15 protein-coding genes are annotated in these 15,592 nt (G+C 72.4%); all 15 read right to left on the reverse strand.

What is annotated here, in order from left to right:
- Window positions 1-3: 3 nt before the first annotated feature.
- The gene (locus ACW14Y_RS10330; RefSeq protein WP_380310114.1) at window positions 4-2,442 is read right to left on the reverse strand and encodes a RelA/SpoT family protein; all 2,439 of its coding nucleotides are present in this window, start codon (window positions 2,440-2,442) and stop codon (window positions 4-6) included.
- A 245-nt stretch (window positions 2,443-2,687) separates the two neighbouring features.
- Window positions 2,688-3,239, reverse strand: a complete 552-nt coding sequence (locus ACW14Y_RS10335; RefSeq protein WP_380310112.1) for an adenine phosphoribosyltransferase — start codon at window positions 3,237-3,239, stop codon at window positions 2,688-2,690.
- 25 nt (window positions 3,240-3,264) lie between these two features.
- Complete coding sequence (gene secF, locus ACW14Y_RS10340) at window positions 3,265-4,365, reverse strand: protein translocase subunit SecF (protein WP_266275273.1); 1,101 nt, start codon at window positions 4,363-4,365, stop codon at window positions 3,265-3,267.
- 4 nt (window positions 4,366-4,369) lie between these two features.
- Window positions 4,370-6,196, reverse strand: a complete 1,827-nt coding sequence (secD, locus tag ACW14Y_RS10345; RefSeq protein ID WP_380310110.1) for a protein translocase subunit SecD — start codon at window positions 6,194-6,196, stop codon at window positions 4,370-4,372.
- A gap of 143 nt (window positions 6,197-6,339) precedes the next feature.
- Complete coding sequence (yajC, locus tag ACW14Y_RS10350; protein ID WP_051741811.1) at window positions 6,340-6,762, reverse strand: preprotein translocase subunit YajC; 423 nt, start codon at window positions 6,760-6,762, stop codon at window positions 6,340-6,342.
- Window positions 6,763-7,033: 271 nt separating this feature from the next.
- Window positions 7,034-8,125: a Holliday junction branch migration DNA helicase RuvB gene (gene ruvB, locus ACW14Y_RS10355; protein WP_380310108.1), complete on the reverse strand. Its 1,092-nt coding sequence runs from the start codon at window positions 8,123-8,125 to the stop codon at window positions 7,034-7,036.
- A gap of 52 nt (window positions 8,126-8,177) precedes the next feature.
- Complete coding sequence (gene ruvA, locus ACW14Y_RS10360; protein ID WP_380310106.1) at window positions 8,178-8,789, reverse strand: Holliday junction branch migration protein RuvA; 612 nt, start codon at window positions 8,787-8,789, stop codon at window positions 8,178-8,180.
- Entirely contained in the window at window positions 8,786-9,343 is a 558-nt protein-coding gene (ruvC, locus tag ACW14Y_RS10365) for a crossover junction endodeoxyribonuclease RuvC (protein ID WP_380310104.1), read from the reverse strand. Before ruvC ends, ruvA begins: the two co-directional genes overlap by 4 nt.
- Window positions 9,344-9,524: 181 nt before the next feature.
- Window positions 9,525-10,283 carry a YebC/PmpR family DNA-binding transcriptional regulator gene (locus tag ACW14Y_RS10370; RefSeq protein WP_045938301.1) on the reverse strand — a complete coding sequence of 253 codons (759 nt, stop codon included), beginning with the start codon at window positions 10,281-10,283 and terminating at the stop codon, window positions 9,525-9,527.
- 92 nt (window positions 10,284-10,375) lie between these two features.
- Complete coding sequence (pdxT, locus tag ACW14Y_RS10375) at window positions 10,376-10,993, reverse strand: pyridoxal 5'-phosphate synthase glutaminase subunit PdxT (protein WP_266275261.1); 618 nt, start codon at window positions 10,991-10,993, stop codon at window positions 10,376-10,378.
- Between the two features lie 88 nt (window positions 10,994-11,081).
- Window positions 11,082-11,993, reverse strand: coding sequence for a pyridoxal 5'-phosphate synthase lyase subunit PdxS (pdxS, locus tag ACW14Y_RS10380; protein WP_030300161.1), 912 nt, complete (start codon window positions 11,991-11,993; stop codon window positions 11,082-11,084).
- A 213-nt stretch (window positions 11,994-12,206) separates the two neighbouring features.
- Window positions 12,207-12,707: a hypothetical protein gene (locus ACW14Y_RS10385; protein WP_266277338.1), complete on the reverse strand. Its 501-nt coding sequence runs from the start codon at window positions 12,705-12,707 to the stop codon at window positions 12,207-12,209.
- A 74-nt stretch (window positions 12,708-12,781) separates the two neighbouring features.
- A complete protein-coding gene (locus ACW14Y_RS10390; RefSeq protein WP_456986600.1) occupies window positions 12,782-13,150 on the reverse strand; it encodes a 5-carboxymethyl-2-hydroxymuconate Delta-isomerase in 369 nt (122 codons plus the stop codon).
- A 120-nt stretch (window positions 13,151-13,270) separates the two neighbouring features.
- Window positions 13,271-14,455 (reverse strand): glycosyltransferase family 4 protein, encoded by a 1,185-nt coding sequence (locus ACW14Y_RS10395; protein WP_380311273.1) that lies wholly within the window; start codon window positions 14,453-14,455, stop codon window positions 13,271-13,273.
- A gap of 76 nt (window positions 14,456-14,531) precedes the next feature.
- Complete coding sequence (locus ACW14Y_RS10400) at window positions 14,532-15,578, reverse strand: phosphatidylinositol mannoside acyltransferase (RefSeq protein WP_380311275.1); 1,047 nt, start codon at window positions 15,576-15,578, stop codon at window positions 14,532-14,534.
- Between the last annotated feature and the right edge of the window lie 14 nt (window positions 15,579-15,592).

Below are 15,592 nucleotides of genomic sequence, written 5' to 3' on the forward strand. Positions count from 1 at the left end.
TTGCTACTTGCGGGCCGAGGTGACGCGGTAGACGTCGTAGACGCCCTCGACGCCGCGGACCGCCTTGAGGACGTGGCCGAGGTGCTTGGGGTCGCCCATCTCGAAGGTGAACCGGCTCATCGCCACCCGGTCGCGGGAGGTCTGCACCGCCGCCGACAGGATGTTGACGTGCTGGTCCGACAGCACCCGGGTGACGTCGGAGAGCAGCCGGGACCGGTCCAGCGCCTCGACCTGGATCGCCACCAGGAAGACCGAGGACTGGGTGGCCGCCCACTCGACGTCGATCATCCGCTCGGGCTGCTGGTTGAGCGCCTCCACGTTGACGCAGTCGGCGCGGTGCACCGAGACGCCGTTGCCGCGGGTGATGAAGCCCACGATGCCGTCGCCCGGGACGGGGGTGCAGCAGCGCGACAGCTTCACCCAGACGTCCTCGACGCCCTTGACGATCACGCCGGGGTCGCCCTTGGCCCGGCGGCGCGCCGCGCGCCGGTTGTCGTGCGTGGGCGTGGCCGTCTCGGCGAGGTCCTCGGTAGCGCCCTCCTCGCCGCCCAGCGCCTGCACCAGCTTCTGGACGATGTTCTGCGCGGCGACATGGCCCTCGCCGATCGCCGCGTACAGCGAGGAGATGTCCGGGTAGCGCATCTCGTGGGCCAGGGTGACCAGCGAGTCCCCGGTGAGGATCCGCTGGATCGGCAGGCCCTGCTTGCGCATCGCCCGGACGATCGCCTCCTTGCCCTGCTCGATCGCCTCCTCGCGGCGCTCCTTGGAGAACCAGGCCCGGATCTTGTTGCGGGCCCGGGGCGACTTGACGAAGCCCAGCCAGTCCCGGGACGGTCCGGCGTTCTCCGCCTTGGAGGTGAACACCTCGACGGTGTCGCCGTTCTCCAGGGTCGACTCCAGCGGCACCAGCCGCCCGTTCACCCGGGCCCCTATGGTGCGGTACCCGACCTCGGTGTGCACCGCGAAGGCGAAGTCCACCGGGGTGGCGCCGGCCGGGAGCGCTATGACGTCGCCCTTGGGCGTGAAGACGAAGACCTCGTTGCTGGCCAGGTCGAAGCGGAGCGACTCCAGGAACTCGCTCGGGTCGGCGGTCTCCTTCTGCCAGTCCAGCAGCTGCCGCAGCCAGGCCATCTCGTTGACGGCGCCGGCCTTGTCGTCCTTGCGGGTCTGGGTCGGGGTGTCGGTGCGCACCTTGGAGGCGCCGGCCACCGCCCGCTGCTTGTACTTCCAGTGCGCGGCGATGCCGTACTCGGCCCGGCGGTGCATGTCGAAGGTGCGGATCTGCAGCTCGACCGGCTTGCCCCCGGGACCGATCACCGTGGTGTGCAGCGACTGGTACATGTTGAACTTGGGCATCGCGATGTAGTCCTTGAACCGCCCCGGCACCGGGTTCCACCGCGCGTGGATGGTGCCCAGCGCCGCGTAGCAGTCGCGGACGGTGTCGACCAGGACCCGGATGCCCACCAGGTCGTAGATCTCGGCGAAGTCCCGGCCCCGGACGATCATCTTCTGGTAGACCGAGTAGTAGTGCTTCGGCCGGCCGGTGACGGAGGCGGTGATCCGGGCGCCGCGCAGGTCGCCCTGGACCTGGTCGATGACGGTCGCCAGGTACTCGTCCCGCTTGGGGGCGCGCTCGGCGACCAGCCGGACGATCTCGTCGTACATCTTGGGGTAGAGGATCGCGAAGGCGAGGTCCTCCAGCTCCCACTTGATGGTGTTCATGCCCAGCCGGTGCGCCAGCGGGGCGTAGATCTCCAGCGTCTCGCGGGCCTTCTTCTCCTGCTTCTCCCGCTTGAGGTAGCGCATGGTGCGCATGTTGTGCAGCCGGTCGGCCAGCTTGATCACCAGGACCCGCGGGTCCTTGGCCATCGCGACGACCATCTTGCGGACCGTCTCGGCCTGCGCGGCCTCGCCGAACTTGACCCGGTCCAGCTTGGTGACGCCGTCGACCAGCAGGGCCACCGAGTCGCCGAAGTCCTTGCGCAGGGTCTCCAGGCCGTAGTCGGTGTCCTCGACGGTGTCGTGCAGCAGCCCGGCCATCAGGGTCGCGGCGTCCATGCCCAGCTCGGCCAGGATGGTGGCGACCGCCAGCGGGTGGGTGATGTAGGGGTCGCCGCTCTTGCGCTTCTGCCCGCGGTGCCACTTCTCGGCGACCGCGTACGCCTTCTCGATGTCCCGCAGCAGCGCCGGATCGGCCTTGGGGTCGTTGGCCCGGATGGAGCGGAACAGCGGCTCCAGCACCGGGTTGAGGACGCTGGAGCGCTGGCCGCCGAGGCGGGCGAGGCGGGCGCGCATGCCTCCGGCGGTGGAGGCCCGGCCGCCCGGGGCGGGCGGTCGGGACGGGGTCGGCGCCGGGCGTGCCGGGGTGGCCCCCGAGGGCGTGGGCCGGTTCTCGGGGGCGGCCGCAGCGGCCTTGGGCACAACCTCGTCGGGCAAGGACACTCCTCGGGCACTGGGCCTGCCCCCCGCGGGCGCCGTGCGGCTCGGACCGCGCCCCGCGCAACCGGGAGGGGATGAACCTTCATGGTACCGAGCCCGGCGCCGCGCCGTTCGGTCGGCCGGGCCCCGCACACGGGCCGGACACACGCCGGACACAAGGACGGGCGGCGGCCGGATGTTTCCGACCGCCGCCCGTCCGGGTCGTGCGTCCTCGGACCGTGACCGGTACCGGAGGAGCACGACCGCTGTCAGATCGTGACCAGCGTCTCCAGCGGAGCGCCGCCCAGGTGCGGGACGAGCCGCTCGCGGCCGCCGAGGAAGCCCAGCTCCATCAGCACCACCACGCCGGCCAGCTCGGCCCCGGCCTCCCGGACCAGGTCCAGCGAGGCCCCGACGGTCCCGCCGGTGGCCAGCACGTCGTCCACGACCAGCACCCGCTCACCGGGCGTGAAGGCGTCGCACTGCACCTCCAGCGTCGCCGAGCCGTACTCCAGCTCGTACGAGCGCCGGAACACCTCGCCGGGCAGCTTGCCCTGCTTGCGGATCGGCACGAAGCCGAGCCCGGCCGCGAAGGCCGCCGGGGCCGCCAGCACGAACCCGCGCGCCTCCAGACCGACCACCTTGGTCGCCCCGAGCTCCCGGGCCCGCTCCGCCAGCGCCCGGGTGAGCGCGGCGAAGGCCTCGGCGTCGGCGAGCAGCGGCGCGATGTCCTTGAACAGCACGCCCGGCTTCGGGTAGTCCTGGACGTCCCGGATCCGGCTGGTGAGCAGCTCGGCGAGTGCGGTGTCGGCGGTGGTCACGAACGGTCCTTACGGTAGGCGGGGATCAGCGCTTGGTGGACGGACGGCCCTTGGCACGCGTGGTGCCGGCCCCTCGGCCGCGCTGACCGACCATACCCGCCGGCAGGTCCTCGTCCGCGATCTCCTCGCCCTCGCCGGCCTCCGCCGCCGTGGCGGCCTTGGCCTCGGCGGCCCGGCGCTGGGCCACCCGCTTGGCGAGGGCCTTCATCTCCGGCTGCTCCTCCTTCAGCTGCGCGAGCAGCGGGGTGGCGACGCAGATGGAGGAGTAGGCACCGGCGGCGAGACCGATGAACAGGGCCAGCGAGATGTCGTTCAGGGTGCCGGCCCCGAGCAGACCGCCACCGATGAACAGCAGCGCCGCCACCGGGAGCAGGGCGACCACCGTGGTGTTGAGCGAGCGGACCAGGGTCTGGTTGAGGCCCGCGTTGGCCGCCTCGCTGTAGGTGATCTTGTTCTGCTTGGTGAGCCCCTTGGCGTTCTCCTTGACCGTGTCGAAGACGACGACCGTGTCGTAGAGCGAGTAACCGAGGATGGTCAGGAAGCCGATCACGGTACCCGGGGTGACCTCGAAGCCGACCAGGGCGTAGACGCCGATGGTGATCAGGAGGTCGTGGATGAGGGCGACCAGGGCGGCCACCGCCATCCGCCACTCGAAGGCGATCGCCAGGTAGATCGTCACCAGGATCATGAAGATGACCAGGCCGGTGATCGCCTTGTGGGAGATCTGCTCACCCCAGCTGGGGCCGATCACCTGGGTGTCGATCTCGGCGGCGGGGACGCCGATCGCCGGGGCGAGCTTGCCGGTGAACTCCGAGGCGGTGGTCTTGTCCTCGGAGGAGATCTGGATCCGGATCTTGCCGTTGTCGGTCGACTGCACCAGCGGGTGCGAGGACACGATCTTGTCGACGGCGTCCTGGGCCTGCGACACCGTGAGCCCGGGCTTGGCCACGGTGTAGACCGAGCCGCCCTTGAACTCGATGCCCAGGTGCAGGCCCATCGCCAGACCGATCGCGGCGACCAGGACGATCACGCCCGAGATGCTGTACCAGAGCTTGCGGCGGCCGACGAAGTCGAAACTGACCTCGCCCTGGTAGAGCTTGTGGCCCAGATTGGAGAAGCGCGACACGGTGTCAGGCCCCCTTCACGGCGGCGGAGGACGAAGGGTTGCGACGACGGGTGCTGCGCAGCGGCGGGCGGGCGCCCAGCCGCTTCGGGTCCAGGCCGGACCACGGGTGGCCGTCGGAGAAGAACTTCCGGCGGGCCAGCAGCGTGATCAGCGGCTTGGTGAAGAGGAAGATCACCACGACGTCGAGCGCCGTGGTCAGGCCCAGCGTGAACGCGAAGCCCTGCACCTTGCCGACCGAGACCACGTAGAGCACGGCGGCGCAGAGGAAGGAGACGAAGTCCGACACCAGGATGGTGCGCCGGGCACGCGGCCAGGCCCGCTGGACGGCCGGGCGCAGCAGCGCGCCCTCGCGGACCTCGTCGCGGATGCGCTCGAAGTACACGATGAAGGAGTCCGCGGTGATACCGATCGCGACGATGGCGCCGCAGACCGCCGGCAGGTTCAGCGCGAAGCCGATCCCGGCGCCGAGCAGGCTCATGATCGAGTAGGTCAGGGCCGCCGAGACGATCAGACCGGCGATCGAGACCAGGCCCAGGCCGCGGTAGTAGACCAGCGAGTACAGGACCACCAGGATCATGCCGATCAGACCGGCGACCAGGCCGGCCTTCAGCTGGTCGCCGCCGAGCTGCGGGGAGACCGTGGTGACGTCGCTGGTCTGGAACTCCAGCGGCAGCGCGCCGAAGCTCAGCACGTTGGCGAGGTTCTGCGCCTCCTCCTGGCCGAAGCCGCCGGAGATCACGGCCGAGCCGCCGGGGATGGCGCTGCGGACCTCCGGGTGGGAGACGACCTGGCCGTCCAGCACGATGGCGAACTGGTTGGTCGGCTGCGGCTGGGAGGCCAGCTGGCCGGTGACGGCGGTGAACGCGTCGGTGCCCTTGCCGTCGAACTGCAGCTGGACCTGCCAGCCGCCGCCCTGCTGGGTGTCGATGGTCGCCTGGGCCTTGGTGACGTTCTTGCCCTGGACCGCGACGGGGCCGAGCGCGAGCTTGTAGTAGAGGCCCTTCTCGTCCTTCTGCGTGCAGGCGACGGTCGGCGCGCCGTCCTCGCCCTGGTAGTTCTTCCGCTGGTCCAGCTTGCTGCAGTCCAGCGCGGCGAACTGCGCGGCCAGCTCCGGCGGCACGGTGCCCGAGGTCATCGCGGCGGAGAGGTCCGGGGTCGCCGGCGGGGTGGCGGCGGCCGACGGCGTGCCGGTCGCGGCGGCCGGGGCGGCGCTCGGGGTGGCGGAGGCGGCGGCACCGGTGGTGGCGACCGGCGACGGCGTGTTGTCGGCCGCGAGGGCCTCGCCGGCCGGGCGGCCCTGCTTGGTGGCGCTCGCGCTCGGCGTGCCGGCGGCGGCGCTCGGGGCGGCGGAGCCGGTCCCGGTCGCGGCGGGGGCGGCGGCCGGGGTGCCGGTCGCGCCCGCGGACGGCGTCGCGCTCGGGGCCGGGGCCTGGACACCGCTCGGAGCGAGAGCGAGGACCGGGCGGAAGAACAGCTTCGCGGTGGTGCCGACCTGGTCGGCCGCGGTCTGCTTGTCCCCGCCCTTGGGGATGTTCACGATGATGTTGCGGTCACCCTGGGTCTGGACCTCCGCCTCGGAGACACCCATCCCGTTGACCCGCTGCTCGATGATCCCGGTGGCGACGTCCATGTTGGTCTTGTTGATCGCCTTGGGGTCGCTCGACTTCGCACTCAGCGTGATGCTGGTGCCGCCGGCGAGGTCGATCCCGAGGCGGGGCTTGGTGTTGCCCGTCCCGAACATGAGGGCGACCAGTCCGACGGTGACGACCAGGATGAGGGCCAGCGCCCGCCCTGGGTAGCCGTCGCGCGGGCGCGACTTGGGTGTTGCCACCTTGCTCGTTTCTCCCTGTCCATGCCACTTCCCCCCACCGGGCCCGCCCGGCTCGTGGCTGGACGGGGTGTGGCGGAACTGCGGCCCTGAGTCCTGTGGGCTCGCGGCGTTGCGCCGCGCGACCGGGCGGGTGCCCGGCCGTACTACTTGCTCGCGGGAGCGCCGCCCTCGGCCTCGGCCTTCGCGTCGCCCTTGGCGGCGTCGTCCTTGGTGAACGACAGCGGCTCGGCCGCGACCGGCTCGATCTCGGCGTCCACGGCGTCCGCGGCGTCGACCGGCTCGTCCTCGGCGGGACGGCCGTTGATGATCGCGTCGTAGTCCGCGGGGTCCATGACCGCCGCGATCGCGCTCTTGGTGAAGTGGCTGACCACGCCCGGCGCGATCTCCAGCTCGACGGTCTCCTCGTTGACCGCCTTCACCCGCGCGTACAGACCACCGATGGTCCGGACCCCCGCCCCGGGCTCCAGCGCGGTCTGCATCTGCTGCATCTGCGACTGGCGCTTCTTCTGCGACCGGAACATGAGCACGATCGCGAGGATCGGGAGGAGAAGGATGATGAGGTTCACTGCAGCCAGGGTCCTTTACGGGCCGCCGGCCGGCGGCCTGTGTGGTATTGGTCGTCCTCTCGGGTGAGAGGGGCGGTCCGGCGGAGTCTAGGCGACCCCGAACTGATCGGACAACGCCAAGCATCGCATCCTGCCGCCGAAAGTGGCGAGCCTCCGCCTGCACAGTTTCCCGGGACTTCTCCCCCGGATCGCGCGCCCGGCCCGACCGCGGGCGCACACGCTCCGCATACGCTCCGCCCTCACCCGTTCGGCCTCCCGCCCGGGCTCCCGCTCAGTCCTCGGCGCTCCGGGGGCCGTCCGGGGCGAAGAGTTCGGGCTGGGCGGGCACCGCGCCGCGGCCCGGCCGGTCCGGCGGAACCAGGCCGAGGTGCTGCCAGGCCGCGGCGGTGGCGATCCGCCCGCGCGGGGTACGGGCCAGCAGGCCCTCGCGGACCAGGAACGGCTCGGCGACCTCCTCGACCGTCTCGGCCTCCTCGCCGACCGCGACCGCCAGGGTGGACAGCCCGACCGGGCCGCCGCCGAAGAGCCGCAGCAGGGCGCTCAGCACCGCGCGGTCCAGGCGGTCCAGACCACGGGCGTCGACCTCGTAGACCTCCAGCGCCCGGCCGGCGATCTCGGCGGTCACCACGCCGTCGTGCCGCACCTGCGCGTAGTCCCGGACCCGGCGCAGCAGCCGGTTGGCGATCCGCGGCGTCCCCCGGGAGCGGCCGGCGATCTCGGCCGCGCCCGCCGGGTCGATCTCCACGTCCAGCAGCGCGGCCGAGCGGTGCACCACCCGCTGCAGCTCGGCCGGGGCGTAGAACTCCATGTGGCCGGTGAAGCCGAACCGGTCCCGCAGCGGCGGCGGCAGCAGACCGGCCCGGGTGGTCGCGCCGACCAGGGTGAACGGCGGCAGCTCCAGCGGGATGGCGGTCGCGCCCGGCCCCTTGCCGACGATCACGTCGACCCGGAAGTCCTCCATCGCCATGTAGAGCATCTCCTCGGCGGGCCGGGACATCCGGTGGATCTCGTCGAGGAAGAGCACCTCCCCCTCGGCGAGCGAGGAGAGGATCGCCGCGAGGTCCCCCGCGTGCTGGATCGCCGGCCCGGAGGTGATCCGGATCGGGGCGCCGAGCTCGGCCGCGATGATCATCGACAGGGTGGTCTTGCCGAGCCCGGGCGGGCCGCTGAGCAGGACGTGGTCCGGCGCGGAGCCGCGTCGGCGGGCCGCCTGGAGCACCAGCGACAGCTGCTCGCGCACCCGCTCCTGGCCGATGAACTCGTCCAGCAGCTTGGGGCGCAGCGCCGCCTCGACGGCCTGGTCCTCACCGTCGGCGGCGGCGGTCACCAGCCGGTCGGCGGGCTCGGAGTCGTACGGGCTCATCGGCGGGGGCTCCCACATCGGTGTCGACAAAGTGACGGATCGTCAGATGGCTTCAGCGCGAACGGTTGAGGCCGCGCAGCGCGAGCCGCAGCAGCGCTCCGACGTCCGGAGTCGACTGCGCCTCCGCCTCCGGGGTGACGGCGGCGACCGCCTCGTCCGCCTCCCGGGGCGCGTAGCCGAGACCCACCAGCGCGGAGTGCAGCTGCTCGCCCCACGGCGCCGGACCGGACGCGACCGGCTTCTGCGCCGGCACCGCGCCGTGCGGCGCGCCCAGCTTGTCCTTGTACTCCAGCAGCAGCTTGGCCGCCTTGGCCTTGCCGATGCCGGGCACCGCCACCAGCGCCTTCTCGTCGCCGCTCGCCACCGCGGCGCGCAGCGCGTCCGGGCTGTGCACCCCGAGCACGGCCTGCGCCAGCTTCGGGCCGACCCCGGGCGCGGCCTGGAGGATCTCGAAGACGGCGCGCTCGTCGTCGTCGGCGAAGCCGAACAGGGTCAGCGAGTCCTCCCTGACCACCAGCGAGGTGGCGAGCCGGACCGGCTCGCCCAGCCGCAGGCCGGCCAGGGTGTTCGGCGTGCACTGCACCGCCATGCCGACACCGCCGACCTCCACCACCGCGAGGCCGGCGGAGATCGCCGCCACTGGTCCTTGCACGAAGGCGATCATCGGAGGGTTCCTCTCGGGCCGGGCGGGGTGGTGGTGGTACGGGCGGCCGCCTTGATCGCGGCCTCCAGGCGGTTGGTGGCGCCGCCGCGCCAGATGTGGCAGATGGCCAGCGCCAGCGCGTCGGCGGCGTCGGCCGGCTTCGGCGGCGCGTCGAGCCGCAGCAGCCGCTGCACCATCGCCGTGACCTGGGCCTTGTCGGCCCGACCGGAGCCGGTGACGGCGGCCTTGACCTCGCTGGGGGTGTGCAGGGTGACCGGTATGCCGCGCCGGGTGGCGCAGAGCATCGCGACCGCGCTGGCCTGCGCGGTGCCCATCACGGTACGGACGTTGTGCTGGGCGAAGACCCGCTCGACGGCCACCAGCTCGGGCCGGTGCTCGTCCAGCCAGGCCTCGATGCCCTGCTCGACCAGCAGCAGCCTGGGCCCGATCTCCGCCTCGGCGGGGGTGCGCACCACCCCGACCCCGAGCATCCGCAGCGGCCGGCCCGGCGCGCCCTCGACCACGCCGATCCCGCACCTGGTCAGCCCCGGATCGACCCCCAGCACCCGAACCAAGGCTCCCCCTCTTCCGTCCCGACCTGCTCCGACGTGCTCCGAACCGCTCTGAGCTGCTCGGAGCCGCTCAGAGCCGCTCGGAGCCGCTCCGACCTGCGAAGGCTACCGCCCACCACCGACAGCGCCACCGACGACACCGGCCCGGCGGTCCTGGGGACCGCCGGGCCGGAAGGGGGCACGATCACTCGGAGTCGAGCTGCGCACCGACCTCGTCGCTGATGTCGAAGTTGGCGAAGACGTTCTGCACGTCGTCGCTGTCCTCCAGGGCGTCGATCAGCTTCAGGATCTTGCGGGCGCCGTCGACGTCCAGCTCGACCTGCATGCTCGGGAGGAAGTTGGCCTCGGCCGAGTCGTAGTCGACGCCGGCGTCCACCAGGGCGGTGCGCACGGCGACCATCTTGGAGGCCTCGGAGACGATCTCGAACGAGTCGCCGAGGTCGTTGATCTCCTCGGGCTCCTGGTCGAGCACGACCTCGAAGAGCTTGTCCTCGTCCACGCCGTCGGCCTTGGGGACGATCACGACGCCCTTGCGGTTGAACAGGTACGAGACCGAGCCCGGGTCGGCCATCGAGCCGCCGTTGCGGGTCATCGCCACGCGCACGTCGGAGGCGGCGCGGTTGCGGTTGTCGGTGAGGCACTCGATGAGCACCGCGACACCGTTCGGGCCGTAGCCCTCGTACATGATGGTCTGGTAGTCGGCGCCGCCGGCCTCCAGACCGCCACCGCGCTTGACGGCGCGGTTGATGTTGTCGATCGGGACCGAGCTCTTCTTCGCCTTCTGGATGGCGTCGTAGAGGGTCGGGTTGCCGCCCACGTCGGGACCGCCGGTGCGCGCCGCCACCTCGATGTTCTTGATCATCTTGGCGAAGAGCTTGCCGCGCTTGGCGTCGATCACGGCCTTCTTGTGCTTGGTGGTAGCCCACTTAGAGTGGCCGGACATCGCCAGCTCCTTTACGTCGCCAATGGGAAATGAACAGATGAGATCTTACCGGTGCGGTCGGTCCTCGCCCGCACACGGTCGTTCGCTTACCGTCACGCGGCGGCGAGGTGCTCCTCGACCATCCGCACGAAGTACGCGTGCACCCGGTGGTCGCCGGTGAGCTCGGGGTGGAACGAGGTGGCCAGCAGGTTGCCCTGGCGGACCGCGACGATCCGGCTCTCCGGACCGTCGGCGGCCGGCAGCTCGGCCAGCACCTCGACGGCCGCGCCGACCGCCTCCACCCACGGGGCGCGGATGAACACCCCGTGCACCGGCGCCTCGTCCAGACCCGTGAAGGCGACGCCCGACTCGAAGGACTCGTTCTGGCGGCCGAAGGCGTTGCGGCGCACGGTCATGTCGATGCCGCCCACCGTCTCCTGGTCCTCGCGCCCGTCCAGGATCTTGTCGGCCAGCATGATCATGCCGGCGCAGGTCCCGTACACCGGCATCCCGGCCGCCACCCGCTCGCGCAGCGGGCCCATCACGCCGAACAGCAGCGCCAGCTTGGACATCGTGGTGGACTCCCCGCCGGGGATCACCAGCGCGTCGACCTCGGCCAGCTCCTCCACCCGGCGGACCGGACGGGCCAGCGCGTCGGCCTCGGCCAGCGCGATCAGGTGCTCACGGACGTCGCCCTGCAGGGCGAGGACGCCGATGACTGGAGTGGACACTTCTCGTACCTCTTGACTCTCGAACGGACGACGCGCAGCGGCCCGCCGCGCCGATGATCACACCGTGCGGCGGGCCGTGGGAGGCGTATTACCAGCCGCGGTTGGCGTAGCGCTCGGTCTCCGGCAGGGTGTCGCAGTTGATGCCGACCATGGCCTCGCCCAGGTTGCGGGAGGCGTCGGCGATGATCTTCGGGTCGTCGAAGAACGTGGTGGCCTTGACGATCGCGGCGGCACGCTTCGCCGGGTCGCCCGACTTGAAGATGCCGGAGCCGACGAAGACGCCCTCGGCACCCAGCTGGCGCATCAGCGCGGCGTCGGCCGGGGTGGCCACACCACCGGCGGAGAACAGCACGACCGGGAGCTTGCCCAGCTCGGCGACCTCCTTGACCAGCTCGTACGGGGCGCGAAGCTCCTTGGCGGCGGCGTACAGCTCGTTGTTGTCGAAGCCGCGCAGCTTGGCGATCTCGTTCTTGATCTGGCGCAGGTGGCGGACGGCCTCGACGACGTTGCCGGTACCGGCCTCGCCCTTCGAGCGGATCATGGCCGCGCCCTCGGCGATGCGGCGCAGCGCCTCGCCCAGGTTGGTCGCACCACAGACGAACGGCGTGGTGAACGCGAACTTGTCGGAGTGGTTGACCTCGTCGGCCGGGGTCAGCACCTCGGACTCGTCGATGTAGTCGACACCCAGCGACTGGAGGACCTGGGCCTCGACGAAGTGGCCGATCCGGGACTTCGCCATGACCGGGATCGAGACCGCGGCGATGATCTCCTCGATCATGTTCGGGTCCGACATGCGGGCCACGCCGCCGTCCTTGCGGATGTCGGCCGGCACACGCTCCAGGGCCATGACGGCCACAGCGCCGGCGTCCTCGGCGATCTTCGCCTGCTCGGCGTTGACCACATCCATGATCACACCGCCCTTGAGCTGCTCGGCCATGCCGCGCTTGACCCGGGCGGTACCGATCTGCGGCTGGTCTGCGGTGGTGGGGGTGGTGGACACGTGAGACCTCACTCGAAGATGAACCAGTGCTATCGCCCTATGGTAGGCGGAAGAAACGGCCCCTCCATGCGCCACCAAGTCCAGCGTGCGTGACGGGATACGACAAACAGGCCGGATCCGGACCCACCCGCCGCAACAGGTGAGACGCGTTCCACCCGGCCGTGCCGGACTTGCCCCATCGGTCCCCCGCCGCGCTCCCCGCGCCGGCGCGCCCTACGCGGGCGCGCCCTCGGGAGTGAGCGCCACCGGCGGCGCGTCGTCCATCTCGAACGCCATCGGGAACGGCGCCCGGCCCGCCAGCCGGAAGTACCGCACCAGCCGGTGCTCCCGCACCGCCCGCGCCGCCCGCACCGCGTCGTTGTGGAACCGCCGCGCCATCGGCACCCGCCGCACCGCCGCCGTCAGGTCCCGCACCGCCTCCTCGCCGCCCGGCTCGGCCACCAGCACCGCCACCTGCTCCGGCTCCGCGAACACCGCCCGCAGCGCCAGGCTCAGCTGGCTCTCGGCCACCTCGCGCTGCTCGTCCTCCGCCTGCCGGGCCGCGTGCGCCGCGTCCAGCAGCAGCAGCGAGGCCGCCGGGTCCAGCAGCGAGGACGTCGCCAGCTCCATCGCCACCGACGCCCGGCGGACCAGCTGCGCGTCCAGCGCCGCCCGGGCGGCGTCGATCCGGGCGTGCAGCCGGTCCAGCCTCCCGGCCGTCCAACTCAGGTACATCCCGAACAGCACCACGGCCACGCCGGCCCAGATCCACGTAGTCACGGGGCGCTACGCTACCGGGTGCCCCCGGTTCACCCCTCGACCGCCGTGTTCCGGTACGCCCCGCGGTCGATGTCGCGCACGTCCACCGCGAGCTGCAGCCGCTCCCCCGGCACCGGCCTCACCCTCTCGGCCAGCAGCGCCAGCACCGCCTCGGTGAGCGCCGCCTTCGCCTCCGGGGTCCGCCCCGGGAAGATCTGGAACTGCACGAACACCTGCGCCTCGGCCCGCTCGCCGAAGCCCACCACGACCTCCGGATCGGTCTGCCGGAAGACCGTCTTGCAGCCCGAGGGCGTGGCGTCGATGGTCTCCACCGCGAGCCGGTTGATCGCCACCCCCAGCTCACGGCGGTCGAAGGAGCCGGCCAGGCTCGGCGAGTAGTCGACGGAGATCTGCGGCATCGGGGGCCTCCGGGGGCACGCGGTCGGGACAACGGAGCAGGACAACGGACAGGACCGCGGACGTCGCACCGGACGTCCGACGGGACAGCCGTCCGACCCTATCCGCGCCCCGCCGACGGCTCAGTCCCGGGCCAGCCCGAACCGGCCCCGCCGGCCGCTGCGCTCGTCCTCCTCGACCACCGCCGCCGCGCCCGCCGTCACCGTCTCGTAGACCGCCAGGATGTCCGCGCCCACGGTCGACCAGTCGAACCGCCGCACATGCCGCGACGCCGCCTTCCGCAGCTCCTCCAGCCGCCCCGGGTCCCCCAGCAGCCGCAGCGCCGTCCGCGCCAGCGCGTCCGCGTCCTCCACCGGGAACAGCTCGCCCGCGTCCCCGCCGTCCAGCACCTGCTTGAAGGCGTCCAGATCGCTCGCCAGCACCGGCGCGCCCGCCGACATCGCCTCGACCAGGATGATCCCGAAGCTCTCGCCACCGGTGTTGGGCGCCACGTACAGGTCCACGCTGCGCAGCAGCCGGGCCTTCTCCCGGTCGCTCACCATGCCGAGGAACTCCACCTGCGCGCGGACCTCCGGCGCCAGCCCGGCGACCGCCTCCTCCTCGTCGCCCTTGCCCGCGACCAGCAGCCGCACCCCGGGCCGCTCCGCCAGGATCCGCGGCAGCGCCGCCAGCAGCGTCGGCAGCCCCTTGCGCGGCTCGTTGATCCGCCCGATGAAGCCGATCGTCCCCGGCCCGCCGGCCGCCGCCCCGCCGGTCCAGCGTGCGTCCGGCTCGGCCTCCGCGAAGAAGCCCACGTCCACGCCGTTGGGGATCACCACCGCGTCCCCGCCCAGGTGCTCCACCAGGGTGCGCCGCGCGTACTCGCTCACCGCGATCCGGGCCCGCATCTTCTCCAGGCCCGGCTGGAGGATCGGCGAGGCCGCGATCATCGCCCGCGAGCGCGGGTTGGAGGTGTGGAAGGTGCCCACCATCGGCCCCGAGGCCGACCAGGCCGCCAGCATCGACAGACTCGGCGAGGCCGGCTCGTGCACGTGCAGGATGTCGAACCGCCCGTCGTGCAGCCAGCGCCGCACCCGGGCCGCCGACAGGATCCCGAAGCTCAGCCTCGCCACCGAGCCGTTGTAGGGCACCGCCACCGCCCGCCCCGCCGAGACCACGTACGGCGGCAGCGCCTCGTCGTCCTCGGCCGGTGCCAGCACCGACACCGCGTGCCCCAGACCGATCAGGTGCTCGGCGAGGTCCCGGATGTGGAACTGCACGCCACCGGGGACGTCCCAGTCGTACGGGCAGACGATGCCGATCTTCACGGGTCTCCTCGAAATCCTGCGGACGGTGCGGGCGGTACGGGCGGCGCGGACGCCACGGACGACGACGGGCAGGGCCTCAGGCCCCCGACGCCCCCGGGGCCTCGACCGCCGGGTCGGCGACCACCGGACCGGCGACCACGGGCTTCGCGACGACCGGGTCGGCCACGGCCGGACCTGCGGCCACCGGGTCCGCGGGGCGGGCCGGCCCCGCCTCCACCGTCTCACGGACCGGGAGGTCGGCCAGCCAGAAGCGCTGCAGCATGTGCCAGTCCTCCGGGTGCTCCCGGATCGCGTCCTCCCACACGTCGGCCATCGCCTGCGTCATCGCCCGGGTCTTCTCCGCCCGGTCGCCCTCCGCCGGCACCGGCACCTCCGGATGGATCCGGCCCCGCAGGATCCGGCCCTCGTACCAGAGCGAGACCGGCATCAGCGCCGCCCCGGTCCGCTGGGCCAGCGCCGCCGGACCGGCCGGCATCCGCGTCGCCTCACCGAAGAACGACACCCCGATGCCCGCCTCCGACAGGTCGCGGTCCCCCACCAGGCAGACCAGCTTCCCCGCCCGCAGCCGACGCGCCAGCGTGCCCACCACGTTCACCGAGCCGCCGGTCAGCGCCAGCACCTCCATGCCCAGGCTCTCCCGGAACGCCACGAACCGGTCGAACAGCCGCTCCGGCTCCAACCGCTCCGCCACCGTCGTGAACGGATACCCCAGCGAGGCCACCCAGGCCCCCGCCAGGTCCCAGTTGCCCATGTGCGGCAGCGCGACCACCGCGCCCCGCCCGGACTCCAGCACCTCCCGCAGCCCCTCGAACCCGTCCACCCGGACGTCCCGCAGCACCCGCGCGCGGCCCCAGACCGGCAGCCGGAACGACTCCTGCCAGTACCGCATGTACGACCGCATCCCGGCCCGCGACAGCTCCCGCAGCCGGGCCTCGTCCGCGTCCGGGCACACCCGCAGCAGATTCGCCTCCAACTGCAGCACCCGCTTGCCGCGCCGCCGCCACGCCGAGTCCGCCAGCCGGTCGAACAGCGCCCGCGCCGCCGGCTCGGGCAGATGCCTCAGCACCGCCCAGCCCGACGCGTACGCCGAGTACACCAGCCGGTCCACCACTCGTTCCTTCACCGCGGCACCGCCCC

The sequence above is a fragment of the Kitasatospora sp. cg17-2 genome (assembly GCF_054031055.1).